Annotated in this window: 14 protein-coding genes; 5 read left to right on the forward strand and 9 right to left on the reverse strand. The window is 73.1% G+C overall.

What is annotated here, in order from left to right:
* The gene (locus tag C1N91_RS01875) at positions 1-1,044 is read left to right on the forward strand and encodes a Gfo/Idh/MocA family protein (protein ID WP_137766365.1); all 1,044 of its coding nucleotides are present in this window, start codon (positions 1-3) and stop codon (positions 1,042-1,044) included.
* Positions 1,045-1,318: 274 nt separating this feature from the next.
* On the opposite strand, the gene C1N91_RS16550 is transcribed toward C1N91_RS01875, so the two are convergent.
* Genes C1N91_RS16550 through C1N91_RS01905 form a run of 6 tightly spaced genes read right to left on the reverse strand, consistent with a single transcriptional unit; the run spans position 1,319 to position 8,146 of the window.
* Positions 1,319-1,537 carry a hypothetical protein gene (locus tag C1N91_RS16550; protein WP_175415863.1) on the reverse strand — a complete coding sequence of 73 codons (219 nt, stop codon included), beginning with the start codon at positions 1,535-1,537 and terminating at the stop codon, positions 1,319-1,321.
* 46 nt (positions 1,538-1,583) lie between these two features.
* Entirely contained in the window at positions 1,584-2,213 is a 630-nt protein-coding gene (locus tag C1N91_RS01885) for a hypothetical protein (protein WP_137766366.1), read from the reverse strand.
* Complete coding sequence (locus tag C1N91_RS01890; RefSeq protein WP_137766367.1) at positions 2,204-3,271, reverse strand: alpha/beta hydrolase; 1,068 nt, start codon at positions 3,269-3,271, stop codon at positions 2,204-2,206. The genes C1N91_RS01885 and C1N91_RS01890 overlap by 10 nt, the downstream gene beginning before the upstream one ends.
* Entirely contained in the window at positions 3,268-4,938 is a 1,671-nt protein-coding gene (locus tag C1N91_RS01895; RefSeq protein ID WP_137766368.1) for a GMC family oxidoreductase N-terminal domain-containing protein, read from the reverse strand. The genes C1N91_RS01890 and C1N91_RS01895 overlap by 4 nt, the downstream gene beginning before the upstream one ends.
* Positions 4,935-6,929 carry a GMC family oxidoreductase gene (locus tag C1N91_RS01900; RefSeq protein WP_175415864.1) on the reverse strand — a complete coding sequence of 665 codons (1,995 nt, stop codon included), beginning with the start codon at positions 6,927-6,929 and terminating at the stop codon, positions 4,935-4,937. Before C1N91_RS01900 ends, C1N91_RS01895 begins: the two co-directional genes overlap by 4 nt.
* A 32-nt stretch (positions 6,930-6,961) precedes the next feature.
* Positions 6,962-8,146 (reverse strand): hypothetical protein, encoded by a 1,185-nt coding sequence (locus C1N91_RS01905; RefSeq protein WP_137766370.1) that lies wholly within the window; start codon positions 8,144-8,146, stop codon positions 6,962-6,964.
* A 108-nt stretch (positions 8,147-8,254) separates the two neighbouring features.
* Between C1N91_RS01905 and C1N91_RS01910 the strand changes: the two genes are divergently transcribed.
* From C1N91_RS01910 to C1N91_RS01920, 3 genes are all read left to right on the forward strand, one after another.
* Positions 8,255-8,776 (forward strand): hypothetical protein, encoded by a 522-nt coding sequence (locus C1N91_RS01910; RefSeq protein WP_137766371.1) that lies wholly within the window; start codon positions 8,255-8,257, stop codon positions 8,774-8,776.
* A 3-nt stretch (positions 8,777-8,779) separates the two neighbouring features.
* A complete protein-coding gene (locus C1N91_RS01915) occupies positions 8,780-9,841 on the forward strand; it encodes a YihY/virulence factor BrkB family protein (RefSeq protein WP_175415865.1) in 1,062 nt (353 codons plus the stop codon).
* Positions 9,842-9,944: 103 nt separating this feature from the next.
* Complete coding sequence (locus C1N91_RS01920; protein WP_137766372.1) at positions 9,945-10,643, forward strand: SDR family oxidoreductase; 699 nt, start codon at positions 9,945-9,947, stop codon at positions 10,641-10,643.
* Between the two features lie 5 nt (positions 10,644-10,648).
* Here C1N91_RS01920 and C1N91_RS01925 read toward each other — a convergent pair whose 3' ends face one another.
* Positions 10,649-12,223: an ABC-F family ATP-binding cassette domain-containing protein gene (locus C1N91_RS01925; protein WP_137766373.1), complete on the reverse strand. Its 1,575-nt coding sequence runs from the start codon at positions 12,221-12,223 to the stop codon at positions 10,649-10,651.
* Positions 12,224-12,510: 287 nt separating this feature from the next.
* Here C1N91_RS01925 and C1N91_RS01930 point away from each other — a divergent pair, with 287 nt between their 5' ends.
* Positions 12,511-12,936 (forward strand): DUF3151 domain-containing protein, encoded by a 426-nt coding sequence (locus tag C1N91_RS01930; RefSeq protein ID WP_137766374.1) that lies wholly within the window; start codon positions 12,511-12,513, stop codon positions 12,934-12,936.
* 133 nt (positions 12,937-13,069) lie between these two features.
* Here C1N91_RS01930 and C1N91_RS01935 read toward each other — a convergent pair whose 3' ends face one another.
* Both C1N91_RS01935 and C1N91_RS17170 read right to left on the reverse strand, forming a co-directional pair.
* A complete protein-coding gene (locus tag C1N91_RS01935) occupies positions 13,070-14,098 on the reverse strand; it encodes a hypothetical protein (protein ID WP_137766375.1) in 1,029 nt (342 codons plus the stop codon).
* Positions 14,095-14,655: an SdpA family antimicrobial peptide system protein gene (locus tag C1N91_RS17170; protein ID WP_137766376.1), complete on the reverse strand. Its 561-nt coding sequence runs from the start codon at positions 14,653-14,655 to the stop codon at positions 14,095-14,097. The genes C1N91_RS01935 and C1N91_RS17170 overlap by 4 nt, the downstream gene beginning before the upstream one ends.
* Between the last annotated feature and the right edge of the window lie 2 nt (positions 14,656-14,657).

The following is a 14,657-nucleotide window of genomic DNA, read 5'->3' on the forward strand; positions in this document are numbered from 1 at the left end:
ATGACGGTCCGCATCATCCACGTCGGTCTCGGAGGGTGGGGCGGCAACTGGGCCCGCACCGCCATCCCGCAGGTCACCGAAGTGGAGGTGGTCGGGCTCGTCGACCCGGTCCCCGCGACACTGGACGCGGTGCGCGAGGACCTCGGACTGCCCGCCTCGGCCGCGTTCGCCTCGCTCACCGAGGCGCTCGCCGGGGTCGAGGCCGACGCCGTCGTGATCACCGCCCCGGCGGTGACGCACGTGCCGCTCGCGCTCGAGGCCCTCGACGCCGGCAAGCACGTCCTGGTCGAGAAGCCGTTCGCGAACTCCACCGACGAGGCGCTCACCGCGGTCCGCCGGGCCGAGGAACTCGGGCTCGTGCTGCAGGTCAGCCAGAACTACCGTTGGTACCCGGCACCGCGGGCGGTGCAGGACCTGCTCGCGGCGGGGGAGCTCGGCGAGCTCTCGGCGATCAGCATCGACTTCCGCCAGTGGGACAACGACCAGCCCGTCGAGACCTACCCGCACTACCGGTTCCCGCACCCGATGATCAACGACATGGCGATCCACCACTTCGACCTGCTCCGGATGATCACCGGGAAGGAGGCCGTCCGCGTCTACGCCCGCGCGTCGTACCCGTCCTACAGCAAGTACCAGGACGAGGCCGTGACGTCGATGATCATCGAGCTCGAGGACGGCCTCGTGGTGAGCTACCGCGGCAGCTGGCTCTCGCGCGCGCCCCGCACCGCGTGGGCGGGGGAGTGGAGCATCCAGGGCGAGGACGGCGAGATCTGGTTCACGAGCCGCGACGGATCGCCGAGCGAGGTCGCCGGGGACCGCGTGACGCTCCGGACGGACCAGGACGCCGAGGCCGAGCCCGTCGAGCTGCCGACGCTCGAGCACACCGACCGGCAGGGCGGGCTGCAGGCCTTCGCGCGCTCGGTCGAGGGCGGTCCGGCGCCGGAGACGAGCGGCCGCGACAACCTGCGGAGCCTCGCGCTCATGGAGGCCGCGGGGCGCTCGGCAGCGTCGGGTCGCCCCGAGGACGTGGTCCTGCCCGAGTAGGCGCTCGCGGCTTTCCCCGGCGCTGGCTCGGCGCTCCCGCGCGGCGAGCTCGGGCGAACCGGGCGTACCGGGTGGAACCGGGCGTACCGGGTGGAACCGGGCGTGCCGGGTGGAACCGGGCGTTCCTGGTCGTCACGAACGACCAGGTACGCCCGTTCCCACCAGTCATCGCAACCGTTCTGGGAAGGAACGGGCGCGCGGACAGGCACACCGCGGCGGACGGGAGGCGCGCGGCGGGGCCGCCCCGCGCCTCCCGTCCGTCAGCCGGTCGCGTTCACCACCGCGGCAGCGACAGCCTGCCGCCGACGGTTCGGCGCGCACTGTCGCTCTCGCGGACAGGTCCACGCGCCGGGCCTGTCGACCGCTCCGCGGCGCAGGCGGCGGGCAGCCCCGCGTCGACGACGAACAGGCGGTCGCCCGTCTCGACCAGGTAGGTGTTGGTGTGTGTGATCTCGAGGCGGTCGCGCCCCTCGGCGACGTCCCGGAAGAGCATGGCCTGCAGCGTGGACCGCGGTCACCCGGTGCGGTGCCGGGCGGTGTCAGGAGGACCCGAGGGCGCGCCGGGCGAAGCCCGCGAGGAACGGCAGGGCCCGTCCGCGGAGCGATGCGGCCTGTCGGAGCAGGCCGCGGACGCGGAGCACTCCGGCGAGGACCACCTCGCCCTGCGCGCCGCCCTCGTCGGCCCACCTCGCACGGGAGACGGCATCACCGGGCAACTCGTCAGCCGACACCCGGACCGCGACCGTGTGCAGCGTCGTCGTCGCCGTCCACACGCGGCGGAGACCCCCACGGACGACCTTCAGCCCGTCGACCACGTACACATCGGCACCGGACGACAGGACCAGCCGGTAGTGCATGTGCCGCTCCGGCCCGGCGACCGCGAGGATGTCCGCGAAGCCGTGCACCACCGCGAGCGGCGTGGCCGTCAGCCCGGTCACGGAGCCTCGCAGCACCGTCGCCCGGAATCCGTCGCGCTCGGGATCGACCGCGTCGACGCGCACGAGCAGGTCGTCCAGGTCGAGCACGGTCGACCTGGCGCCGACGGTGCTCGCCGCCGTCCGGACGATCGCCGCACCGGCCGTCACCCCGCGTGGTCGGATCGTCCACGGCGTACCGGCGACGGAACCGACCCGCCCCGCCATGCGTTCGCGGAACGTGGTCACTCGCACGCAGCACCGCCCTCGTGGTGGCGCGTCGTGGTGACGGGTGCACCCGCTGCGCCCCGCACGAAGTCGACGAGGTCCGCGCGTGCAGCGTCGCCGACCGGCCAGGACTCGATGTCGAGACCGTGCCGGGCCCCTGCGCACCGCACCGTCCGGACCTGCGCGCCGTCGCGGGGTGCGACGTCCTCGGCCCACCGTCGGACAGCCGGGACGTCGACGTAGCGGTCCTCGTCGTCCCCGCCGACCTCCACGAGGGCCGGCATCCCGGCGGGCAGCGGCTCGTTCGCTGCGACGGCCGCCTGCGCGACGAGCCGCCCGGCGAAGACCGGGTCGAGGAACGGCGAGGCAGGACGCGGCGGTCCGGCGACCGGCGCGGACAGGTCGTGCGTCAGGGCGCGGAGCCGGGACACGCCGTCCCCGCCTGCGAACGGCAGCGGCGCGACGGCGGGGGACTCCAGCGCGAGCCCGGCGACCGGTCGTCCGAACGCCGCCCGGATCGCCGGCTCCTGCACGGAGCGGGTCGCCAGCAGCCCGCCGAAGGACCACCCCGCGAGCACGAACGGCCGGTCCGGGTCCTGCTCGGTGGCGTGCGCGACCCGGGCGGCCAGCGCTCCGAGATCGTCGAACGACCACCGGTCGATCGCACCCGCGTCCGTCGCGCCGTGGGACGGCAGGTCGAAGGACACCACGCGGACGCCCGCCGCGCGGAGGTCCTCGAACAGTGCTGCGTGGTTGTCGAGCCGGTCGGCGTGCCCGTGCAGGAACAGGACGTCGGCGACCGGTTCGCCCACCGGGTCGACGACGCCGACCCGGACCCGGTGCGCGCCGCCGCCCAGGTCGGGCACCTGGAGCGTCCCGGTGCGGAGGTGCGCGACCGGGCCGTGGGCGGGGCGGAGGTGCAGCGGTTCCGCCGGCAGGTCATCGTGCGCCGCGGCGCTGAGCACCTGGTCCGTGCGGAGGGCGTCGCGGACGGAGGGCACGACGCCGGCGGTCACGGTGAGGGCCGCAGCGAGCGCGAGCGCCCAGCCGGTCGTGTGGCGTGCGGTCGTGCGGCGGGTGGTCATGCGACGCCTCCGCTCCGGACCGTCGGACCGAGCAGCTCCTCGAGGTCCCGGGTGACGAGCCGCTCGGCGATCCGCTCAGCGATGGACGCGATCGTGAGCGACGGGTTGGCGCCGGTCGAGGTCGGGCAGAGCGCACCGTCGACGACGTAGAGCCCGGGGTGCGTACCGCCGTCGGCGTGGAGGACCCGTCCGTCGGCGTCGCACACCCCGTGGTCCACGTCGTCCGCCATCGCCGCCCCGCCGAGCGGGTGCACGGTGATCGGGGTGGTCGCGGGCGTTCCGCGCTGCAGGAGCGCTCGCCGAGGGTTGCCGACGAAGCGGGCGGACGCGCCCTCGGACAGGACCCGGAGGTCGTCGAGCTGCCGCGCGTAGACGTCCTGCGCCCCGGCGTCCGGCCAGACGATGCGAGGCTGCCCTCGTCCGTCGAGCACGATGCGCCCCTCCGCCGAGTCGGACCCCATCGCGAGCCAGACCTGCGAGTGCTCGAGTGCACCGCATCCCGGCGGGCAACCGCCCGGGCGCAGGTCGCACCACACCCGGCTGTCAGCGCTGAGCGCGAAGCGCAGGCCGAGGACGCGCCGCAGCGCCTCGGCCACCGGGTAGGGCAGCGCGCCGTCCTGCACGAGGTGACCCGATCCGCCGCTCCGGAGGTCGAGTGCGCTCGTGATGGTCGGGCCGATCGCGACCTCGGGCACGGCCTGGTCGCGGGCCCCGGTACCGGTGCGGCGAACGGTCGCGTTGTACGACACCGAGAGGGCGTCGGCGTTGCCGGAGAACCGTTCCCCGAGCCGTGCGCTCGTCCGCAGGCCTTCGGCGGCGCTCCGCAGCAGGATCCCCGTCGTCCCGATCGCGCCGGCGCCGAGCACCACCACGTCGGCGTGCAGCACGAACGGGGTCGGGCGTCGGCCGCCGGACCGGTGGTACCGCAGGCCGTGCAGGGTCCACCGTCGGCCCGCGGTCCCGGCGGTGACGTGCGTCACCTCGGCGCGGATGACGAGCCGGGCCCCGGCGGAGCGGGCCGTCGGCAGGTAGGTCGTCCAGAGGGTCGTCTTGGCGCCGACGGTGCACCCGGTGACGCAGTTGCCGCAGCGCGTGCACTCCGGCTGGGGGACGCCGGCGCTCGTCTCCCCGGGACCGCCGTGCAACCGGACGGCCAGCGGGAGCCGGACCGGTCGACGGCCGTGCACCGCCCCGAGGTGGTCGAGCGAGTGCGCCTTCGGTGTCGGGCGGTCCTCGTGCTCCGGGCGGAGGACCCGTCGGACCCGTTCGGCGTACGGCTGCAGCGCGGCCGCGTCGATGCCGGCCGGCCAGTGGTCGTCGAACACCTCGGGTCGAGCCTCGAGCAGCACGTTCGCGTAGATGAGCGAACCGCCACCGAGCCCGTTCGCGGTGAGCCGGTCGACGTCGGCGCCGAGACGCAGGTCGAACAGGCCGAGCGGGTTGCGACGGCTCCGGACCGCGCGGCGGACGGCGGCGAAGTCGGTCGGGAAGTCCGCGGGGAGCCACTCGTCGCCGCGTTCGACGATGACGACCCCGCCGGTGTCGGCACCGCTGGACGCCTGCGCGATCCGGGTCGCGGCGACGGATGCGCCGAAGCCGGAGCCGACCACGGCGACCGCGCACTCCTCGGGCAGGTCGTCGGTCGCGAGGGGGTGGTACACGGTCACGGTCGGCGCTCCTGGTCGTCGGTGCGGGCGTCGTGCAGCATCTGGTCGGCCGCGCGTTCGGACACCGCGAAGATCGTCATGAGGGGGAAGAGAGCGGGGATGGACGGGAAGACCGAGGCGTCGACGACGCGGAGACCCGCCGTGCCACGCACGCGGAAGTCGCTGTCGAGCACGGCGTGCGGGTCACCGTCGCGGCCCATCCGCGCGGTGCAGCTCGCGTGGTGGCCCCAGGCGTCGGCGCGGATGGCGGCGTCGAGGTCGTCGCCGCGCTTCGCCGCCCCGGGGAAGACCTCCCGGTCCGTCGTGGCATCCCCGAACCGCAGTCGGTGCGCGGTGGCCGTGATCCGGCGTGCCCGCTCGATGCCCTCGCGGACGGCACGCAGGTCCTGCCGTACCCCGGGGGAGTCCCCGCCGTCGTCGAAGTACCGGAAGTTGATCGCCGGTGGCTCGGTCGGGTCGGCGCTCCGGAGCCGGACGGTGCCGTCCATGCTCTGCTGGTAGCCCCGGATGACGGCCCAGCTGAAGTGGTCCCCACCCCGGAGGCCGTCCTCGGCGAAGCCCGGTCGGTAGCCGGTGAAGCCCGACGGCGCGCCGAACACGAAGAGTTCGGGGTGCGGGCTGCCGTCCGGGACGCGTTGCTTGATCCCGACCAGGATCCCGTTCGACCGGTAGAGCGCGTTCGGGTCCCCCGAGCGCCAGTCCCGCAGCCCGGGGTCGCCGGGTCGGCCGTACGTCTTCCCCTCGAGGACGGAGAACGGCCGGTCGTACTCCGTGACGACGGTCATCTCGTAGCGGTCCTGCAGGTTGCCGCCCACGCCGGGGGCGTCCACGACGACGTCCACGCCGTGTTGCCGGAGGTGCGCTGCCGGCCCGACGCCGGAGAGCATCAGCAGCTGCGGCGTGTTGAAGGCGCCGGTCGCGACGACCACCTCGCGTCTCGCCGTCACGTGGACGCGTGCGCGGTCCCGTACGGTGGGGTCGAGCCTGCGACGCAGCGGACTGGCGCCGTACTGGTAGGGCGCGACGACGGCCTCGACCCCGGTGGCGCGCGGCGTCTCGCCGGAGGTGTCGAAGGTGATCCGCTCGACGAGTGCGTCCGTCTGGACCGCGAGTCGCCCCTCGAGCCTCGGGGCCGCCTCGAGCAGTCGCTCCCGGGTGCCGTAGCGACGACCGTCCCGCGTCGACTGCGGGACGAGGAAGGTCCCCTCGCGGTACGCCTCGATGCCGCGCGGGTCGTTCGGGTCGAGCAGGGTCCCGCCGACCGCGCCGTGCTCCACGTCGACGTCCGACGCCGGCGGGGCGAGGTGCCCGGTCTCGACGAGCGCCGCGGTCACGATGCGGGCGAGGGTCGAGTCCTCGGTCAGGATCGCGGCCGGCGAGGTCTCGATCGGCAGCCACTCCCGCACGCGGTCCTGGTACCGCTGCATGACGGACGCGTTCCAGCTCGGATCGCCGGTGGCGCGGCCGATCCGGTCCCAGTCGTCGGACTCGGGCGCGAGCATGAGCAGGGCGTGGTGCGCCGTGCACCCGCCCAGGGTCGAGGCGCGCGGGTACAGGACACCGTCGCGCTCGCGGACGAAGGCCGACCCGTGCGCGTCGGTGTCGGTGTAGTGCCGGACCCAGAAGTCCCAGCTCATCTGCGGGTCGCTCGAGGCGAAGAGGTGGAAGGCGGGGACCGAGTAGACGTCCGGGTCGGTCGCTGCTGGACCCGCCTCGAGGACGAGGACGCTGTGCCCGGCCTCGGCGAGCCGGACCGCCAGCGGGACACCGCCGGCACCCGCGCCGACCACGACGTAGTCGTACTCGGTCGTGTCGGTCAGTGCATCGGTCCGGACGGTCGGCCGTCGGGGTCCGTCGTGCGGGTCGTCACCCGGACCGGGCCGACCGGTGAGGACGGCCCCCGTCGCCGCCGCGGCGGCCGTGACGCCCAGTCCGGCCGCCAGGAACCGGCGCCGGGAGGTCCGGCCCGTCGTCGTGGTCTGCTCCGTCATCGTCGGCTGCCCCGTCTTCGTCGACCGCCCGTTCATCGTCGGACGCCCCGGCCGGAGGCGAGCGTCAGGACGACGACCGCGCCCGTGGCACACCAGACGACGGCGGTCCCCCAGGTCGGTACGCCGAGGAGCGCCGCCCACAGCGGCGGGACCACCAGGACGCCGAGCCACGACGACGCACGTCCGCACCGGACCAGCGTGACCACTGCCAGCGCGAGCAGCCCACCGAGCCCCACGGACGTCGCCGCTGCCGTCCCCGACACGGTCGCCGCCGCGACCTCCGCCAGCTGCAGCACGGTGAGGAGGAGCACCGTGACGACCCCCGACCGGGTCGCGCGGAGCGCCACCACGGCAGCGCAGACGGCGAGGGTGGCGGTCGCCAGCAGGAGGGACGGCCAGGCCGACGACGACGGCGCCAGGGCGACCGCGACCGCCGGCACGGCTCCGGTGAGGACCTGGAGGACGAGCACCACGGTCACGGTCCGGCGGGTGGTGCTCCAGACGGTCGAGACCGGCCGGGAGCGGCCGACGACCGCGGCTGCGGTGGCAGCGGCCGCGACCGCGCCGGTGAGGACGGCGACGTCCGCGGTGTCGACCGCCGCGCCGGTGTGGGTGAACGGGTGCACGACGAGGGCCACGGCGACGGGCACGACGATCGTGGTCCCGACGACCACCGACCGCGAGGGGCCGACGTGGCGCACCCACCATGCCCCGGCGAGCCCCGCCACGAGGACTGCCCAGGGCACGGTGCCGAACACGTGGGCGACGACGCCCCAGACGACAGCGAGTGCTTGCACGACCACGAGGTGCACGGGCGACCGGAACCAGAGGGCGATCGCGGCCTCGACCACCAGGACCACGAGCAGCACCGCGACGAGCGCGCCGCCGTACCCGGCGAGGTCGACGAGACCGGCCACGGCCAGGCCCGCCGTCAGCCCGGCCCACCCCGCCCACGCGTGTGCCGTGTTCGTCGACCCGACCGCAGCCGAGCGGCGGCCGCTCGCGAGGAAGACCGCCGTCAGCGCGACCAGCGCGGTCGGGAGCACCCACCCGTCGAGCACCGGCAGGACCTCGGCGACGGCGAGCACCACTCCGACAGCGAGCACGAGCGTGCCGGCGGTCAGGACCGCGGTGCGCCGGCGCTCAGCGGTCGATGTGCGGAAGACGGGGAATCCGTCGTCGGGGCGGTGGTCGATGTCAGCGGGAGAGGCGAGCACCAGTGAAGTATGAGATACCGGAGATCAATCGATCCTGAGTGGGCGGCAGTGGACCGTGGACCGCGGCTCCTCGGTGCGGTGCCGGGCACCGACTGGTAGGCACGAAGCATGGCCAAGGACAGCATCCCCGAGCTCGAGCTCGCGAACGTGCGCACGCGCGAGCGCCTGACCGACAGCGTCAGCGAGATCAGGCGGCGCTCCGACGTCCCCGCCCGCACGCGGCTCGCGGTGGCGAAGGCCAGGCAGCGGTGGCACCGCGACCCGACCCCGCTCATCGCGATGGGCATCACCGCGGCGACGGGGATCGCGGCGATCGTCCTCGGCGCACGCATCGGACGGACCGACGCCGGCCACCTCGACAAGCCGGCCGCCTCGACGGCGTTCACCGCGCTCCTGCCGTTCGGCGCGCGTGGCGAGCCCGACGCCGACCAGGCGCGCGGTGGTCGCAAGGGGCGGAAGGCCCGTCGCAAGGCGGCCGAGGAGTCGCTCGAGCGCGACCCCGTGCACAAGAACCGCGTCAAGCAGCGCGCGGGGATTGCGGCCGTGCAGCGCCGCGCGACGGCGAACCGGAAGCAGGCCGCGAAGCGGTCGAAGGCGACGGCGAAGGCCCTCGCGAAGGCGAAGGGCTAGACCATGGCGCGCAAGGACAAGAGCCTCGAGCGGGACATGCAGCACAAGCCGGAGCCGGACGACCCCCGCAAGCCGGACAGCCCGACCGACCTCACGAAGCCGTCGTTCACGTACACGCTGAAGAAGACCCTGCGGGAGTTCACCAGCGACCAGTGCACCGACCTCGCCGCGAGCCTGACGTACTACACGGTGCTCGCACTCTTCCCGGGTCTGCTGGCGATCGTCTCGATCCTCGGCCTGGTGTCGAACCCGCGGGACACGATCGACACCCTGCTCGACGTCGTCACGAACGTCGGTGGTGGACAGGTGGCCGACCTCCTCCGCGACCCGGTCGAGGGACTCGTGCGCTCGCCCGCGGCGCCGATCACGTTCATCGTCGGTGTGCTCGGCGCGCTGTGGTCCGCCTCGGGCTTCGTCGGGGCGTTCGGCCGGGCGATGAACCGCATCTACAACGTCCGCGAGGGCCGGCCGATCTGGAAGCTCCGACCGACCATGCTCGGCGTCACGGTCTTCACCGTCGTGATGCTGGTGATCGGACTCCTCGTGCTCGTCTCCGGGCCGCTCGCCCGGGCCTTCGGCGACCTCGTCGGCCTCGGCGACGTCACGGCCACCGTGCTGCTCATCGTGCAGTGGCCGATCCTGCTCGCGATCATGATCGTCATCGTCGCGGTGCTGTACTACTGGGCGCCGAACGTCCGCCAGCCGAAGTTCCGGTGGGTGAGCGGCGGCTCGCTCGTCGCCATCACCATCTGGATCGTGGCGAGCGTCGGGTTCGGGTTCTACGTCGGGAACTTCTCGAACTACAACGCCACGTACGGCTCCCTCGGTGGCGTCATCGTGTTCCTGCTGTGGATCTGGATCACGAACAACGCGCTGCTGTTCGGCGCCGAGTTCGACGCGGAGATCGAACGCGGGCGCGAGCTGCAGGCGGGCATCCGGGCCGAGGAGGACATCCAGCTCCCCGAGCGCGACACCCGGCAGATCGACAAGCAGGAGGAGCAGCGCGCCAAGGACGTGCTCGAGGGCATCAGGATCCGCGAGAGCGCGGGGCGCACGAAGGACTGAGCGGGCGGCCGGCCGGTCCTGCACAGCCCGCCCGGCGGGCCCCGTCGTTCACAGCCTGGAGGCACGGCACCGGCCCGTCACGCCCCCTCCGTATGGTGGACGCATGACCGACACCGCACCTGCCGCAGACCGTCCGACCGCCCTCGTCACCGGGGCCACCCGCGGGATCGGCCGCGCGATCGCGCTCGAGCTCGGACGCACCCACCACGTCCTGGTCGGCGGACGCTCCGCCGACGCGGTCGGCGCGCTCGTGGACGAGCTGCCGAGCGCGGCACCGTTCGTCGGTGACCTCGGCGCCGGCGACGTGCCGGAGCTGCCGGCGTCGCTCGACGTCCTCGTGCACAGCGCCGGGGTCGAGCAGGGCACCCGCGTCGCGGACACCCCGCGCGAGGTCTGGGAGACCGTGTTCGCCACGAACGTCTTCGCGGTCGCCGAGCTCACGCGTCGGGCGCTCCCCGCGCTCCGGGCAGCGCGGGGCATCGTCGTGCCGATCAACAGCGGGTCCGGGCTCACCGCCGGCCCGGGCGGTGGGGTCTACGCGGCGTCGAAGTTCGCACTCCGGGCCTTCGCCGACGCCCTGCGCGAAGAGGAACGGGGCAACGGCATCCGGGTGTCGAGCGTGCACCCGGGCCGGACGGACTCCGACATGCAGCGGGCGCTGACCGAGAAGCTCGGCGAGGACTACGACACCGCCTACTACCTGGCGCCGGAGGACGTCGCCGCGGCCGTCCGGACCGTGGTCGACCTGCCGGAGCGGGGCACGATCGAGTCGCTCGCGATCCGTCCGACCCGGAAGCGCTGACCCCGTCACCCGAGCTCGATCCTCGTCGTCAGCGCCATGCGGTCGAGGAACCGCTCGTCGTGGCTGACGACGACGAGGGCACCGCGGAACGCCCGGAGCGCGTCCACGAGCTGGTCGACGCTCGTCAGGTCGAGGTCGTTCGTCGGCTCGTCGAGCACCAGCAGCTGCGGCGGTGGGTCCGCGAGCACCAGGGTCGCCAATGCCACCCGGAAGCGCTCACCGCCCGACAGTGACGCGACCGGGCGGTCGACGGTGTCCCCGCGGACCAGGAGCCGAGCGAGCTGGTTGCGGAGCTCGGCGTCGGGAACGTGGGGAGCTGCCCGGCGCAGGTTCGCGAGCACCGTCGCGCCGTCGTCGAGCGCGTCACGTCGCTGCGGCAGGTACCCGATCCGGTCGGCGTGCGGAACCGCTGAGGTCTCGGGCAGCGGATGCGCGCGCGCCTCGGGCGCCCCCACGAGCTGTTCGAGCAACGTGGTCTTGCCGACGCCGTTCGCGCCGGTGACCGCGATGCGCTCGGGACCCTGCACGACCACCGACCGGCCGCGCACGGTGACGGTCGCGATGCGCCTCGACGCGGGGACCTGCGGATCGGGCAGCGTGACGTGCAGCGACTCGTCGTCACGGAGGCGCAGCTCGGCCTCCTGCACCGCCGCCCGCGCCTGCGCTTCGGCCGACCCGTGGGCGACCCGCAGCCGACCGGCGGTCTCCTGCGCCTTCTTCCGTTGCTCGTTCGCCAGGATCCTCGCCATCGAGCGGCCGGCCTGCTCGCCCGCCCTCGCCCGGCGCGCGATCGTCGTCTCGGCCTCGATGCGCTGCCGTCTCTCTGCGCGGTGCCGTTGCTCGGCGACCCGGACCTCGCGGGCGACCGCCTCCTGCTGCACGGCGAGGTGTTCCTCGTACGCACTGAACGTCCCGCCGAACACCGTGGCCGATCCCGACCGCAGCTCGACGGTCTCGTCGACGTGTTCGAGGAGCTCACGGTCGTGGCTGACGAGCACGAGCGTCCCCGTCCACCGGTCGACGAGGTCGAAGAGCGCCGCCCGGGCGCCGCGGTCGAGGTTGTTCGTGGGTTCGTCGAGGAACACGATCGGGGCCCGGCGCATCCGGATGCCCGCCACGGCGGTGAGCACGGCCTGCCCGCCGGAGAGCGTCGTCACGGGGCGGTCGAGGTCGTCGCCGTCCAGCCCCGGCACGGATACCAGCGCGGCGGCGGCGCGTTCCTCGACGTCCCAGTCGTCGCCGACCGCGTCGAGCCGCTCCTCGCTCGCGTCACCGGCGAGGACGGCCCGCAGCGCGGCGACCGTCCTCCCGACGCCGAGCAGGTCCGCCACGGTGTCTCCGGGGCGGGCGTGCAGCCGCTGGGGCAGGTGGTCCACCGGGCCGGAGGTGCGGATCGACCCGGTCGTGGGGTGGAGCTGCCCCGTGGCGAGCCGGACGAGCGTGGACTTGCCTGCCCCGTTCCTCCCGACCAGACCGGTGCGGCCACGTCCGAAGCCGGTGGTGAGGTGGTCGAGCGCGACGGAGCCGTCGGGCCAGGTGAAGGTGAGGTCGTCGAGGACGACGGACGGTGTTGCGGGCATGGGTGTGCCTCCCGGATCGTGAGCTGGGCGCACGACACCGGACCCGCGGCGACCGGAGGGGTCAGCGACGCGGCAGCGCCCGACGGGGCGCGACGATCACGGTGTCAGCGCGAGGACTGCGCGGTACCGGTGATCGACTGCACGGCTGCTCGTTCCGTCGGGGGACCCCCGTGTCCGCCACCCGTGCTGCCGGTCGGTCTCCCGCCCCGGCGGCCCCGCGTGACGACGAGGTGTCACCCACCGTAGGGCTGACGCCGCCGGAGGACAAGAGGTGACAGGCTTGGGGCATGCCGGAGAACCTGCTGCCGAACCCGACCGCGAACCCCGCGACCCTGCTGCCGGAGGAGCCCGAGGTGACCGCCGCCCTCGCCGCCGACGCCCCCGTGTCGAGCGTCGTCCTGTCGCACCCGTCCTCGAGCCTGGCGTGGGCGCTCCTCGCCGACGAGGCCTGGGAGCGGGGTGCGACCCTGGAGTCCTACGCCTACGCCCGTGTCGGGTACCACCGGGGCCTGGACGCCCTGCGGAGGGCGGGGTGGCGCGGTGCCGGGCCGGTGCCGTGGTCGCACGAGCCGAACCGTGGCGTGCTCCGGGCGCTGTTCGCCCTGCGTCGCGCGGCGTCGGCGATCGAGGAGCCGGGCGAGCCCGAGCGCCTGACGGAGTTCCTCGACGCGTCGGACCCCGAGGCACTGCGCGCCCTCGCCGCCGGCGAGTAGCTCGGGGCGGGGGCCGCGCAGCGTGCCCCACGCACCCCGCACAACCGGAAGAACCTCGCGCCACGGAGTTCCGTGGTGCGGGGTGCCTTCGGTTGTGCGCGAGCAAACCGCGCTACGAGCTGCCCGCCGCCCTTCACCCCTCGGCTGGAGGTGTCGAGGTCCCCCGATCTCGACGAAGGGCGACCAGGAGGGGACGCTCGATGTGCCTGTCAGGACGAATTGGTCGGGGCGGGGTCGTGCGGACGGCGCGGTACAGCGACCACGGCATTGCGTCTGCAGAGCGCCACGTGACCAGAAGCACGACGCCGATCATCGAAATTGCGAACGTGACGAGCCCCAGCACCAGAGCGAAGACGAGATGCATGGTGGCGGACAGTGCCAGTGTCATCAGACGCACGTTCCGACGTCTCGCGGCCAATACAGAGAACGCGAGCACGTACTCCGTCACAATGACGCCCCAAGTAGCGGACTGAAGAAGCGGAGCATGGGAGAACGCGGACCCGAGAACGGAGCGGATCTCCGGGCGAGCTCCGAAATTCGGCTGCTGTAGCCAGAACCAGAGTGCGCTGCCGTCAGCCCATATCGGGTGTGTCTGCTTCACGACGGCCGCTTCCAGGTAGACGTACGCCAGCTGCACCTTGAGCGTGACGAGCAGGATTTGACTCGGGACGTGACGAAGGGCTGGAGTTGCTGAACTGCGCGGCGGCCACCCGAATGGCCGCCAGTCAGTCACGCACACCAGTGCGAGCACGGCGGTGACGCTCGCGGTCAGGTAATCGCCGCCTTCGATGCCGACTGTGTTGGACGCAAGAGTGAACGCGGCGTAAGCATGTAGCGGTGCGGCCAGCCCGGGTACAGCGCCGATGAGCGTGGGGACGCACAGCAGGACGAGCAGCCAGCGGACGACCTCCGCATCAGCCGACTCATCGAGGCAGAACGCTCCGAGAGCTGCGAGCCCCGTGCAGTTCGATGGCCTCAGCCCCGGCGTGGAGGGATCGTGCAACAGGACCGATGTGTCGTTTGCCGCGAGGACGAGAGCGGTCGAGAGTGCCAGCACGGACCGCGCGACGGTGAGCTGCAACCCGTGGGGTGACCTTGCCCAGTAGCGGAGGATCGCCGCGCCGAGCCCTCCTGCGGCGTCGCTCAGCTTCCGGTGCATCATACGTGCAGCCTTGTGATGGACCCGGGCGGCGGAGTGCGGAAATCCGCGAAGGCAAGAGGGACAGGTGGCTGTCGGATCAGCAAGAGTTCGCCGCAGAGAGCTTTCGATGAGCTGTGCATCGACACTTCCGGAACTCGCGAGGTTCGAGCTGCTTCGACGCAAGTGGCGGGCTGCCGCACGTTGTGGCATGGAGACCAGGGGGCGTTGTTCGGCAGACTCTCCAGCAAGTACGAGAGATCTTGGTCGAAGTTACGTGAACGCCTCGACAACCCGAAGGCATTCTCTTGCGCGGACGTCACATTGCCCTCGTCGACGGTCCATCGGTCCCTTTGCAAGTGAGCGACTCGTACGATGTCCTCCCGCGCGTCCCTCGTGAAGAAGCCCCAGCCCTGGCGGAAGACCTGCGCAACGGTGCGAGTGGCGATGCCGTTCCCGGAAGGGTCGCTGACAGTCTGCGGCGCTTTGTTCCCGAGGAACGAGAGCAGGCCGAGAAGGATGCATCCGGCGCAGCTGACGGCGGCGACCACGAAGGTCGGGGCGAGTTGGCGGACTCGCATCC

The sequence above is a fragment of the Curtobacterium sp. SGAir0471 genome, from assembly GCF_005490985.1.
GTDB lineage: Bacteria > Actinomycetota > Actinomycetes > Actinomycetales > Microbacteriaceae > Curtobacterium.

Bases quoted from the DNA above. Each gene is read 5' to 3' on its own strand.
- C1N91_RS01935 (WP_137766375.1), bottom strand. From the start codon at position 14,098: ATGATGCACCGGAAGCTGAGCGACGCCGCAGGAGGGCTCGGCGCGGCG.
- C1N91_RS16550 (WP_175415863.1), bottom strand. From the start codon at position 1,537: ATGCTCTTCCGGGACGTCGCCGAGGGGCGCGACCGCCTCGAGATCACA.
- C1N91_RS01910 (WP_137766371.1), top strand. From the start codon at position 8,255: ATGGCCAAGGACAGCATCCCCGAGCTCGAGCTCGCGAACGTGCGCACG.
- C1N91_RS01890 (WP_137766367.1), bottom strand. From the start codon at position 3,271: ATGACCACCCGCCGCACGACCGCACGCCACACGACCGGCTGGGCGCTC.
- C1N91_RS01920 (WP_137766372.1), top strand. From the start codon at position 9,945: ATGACCGACACCGCACCTGCCGCAGACCGTCCGACCGCCCTCGTCACC.
- C1N91_RS01925 (WP_137766373.1), bottom strand. From the start codon at position 12,223: ATGCCCGCAACACCGTCCGTCGTCCTCGACGACCTCACCTTCACCTGG.
- C1N91_RS17170 (WP_137766376.1), bottom strand. From the start codon at position 14,655: ATGCGAGTCCGCCAACTCGCCCCGACCTTCGTGGTCGCCGCCGTCAGC.
- C1N91_RS01900 (WP_175415864.1), bottom strand. From the start codon at position 6,929: ATGACGGAGCAGACCACGACGACGGGCCGGACCTCCCGGCGCCGGTTC.
- C1N91_RS01930 (WP_137766374.1), top strand. From the start codon at position 12,511: ATGCCGGAGAACCTGCTGCCGAACCCGACCGCGAACCCCGCGACCCTG.
- C1N91_RS01875 (WP_137766365.1), top strand. From the start codon at position 1: ATGACGGTCCGCATCATCCACGTCGGTCTCGGAGGGTGGGGCGGCAAC.
- C1N91_RS01915 (WP_175415865.1), top strand. From the start codon at position 8,780: ATGGCGCGCAAGGACAAGAGCCTCGAGCGGGACATGCAGCACAAGCCG.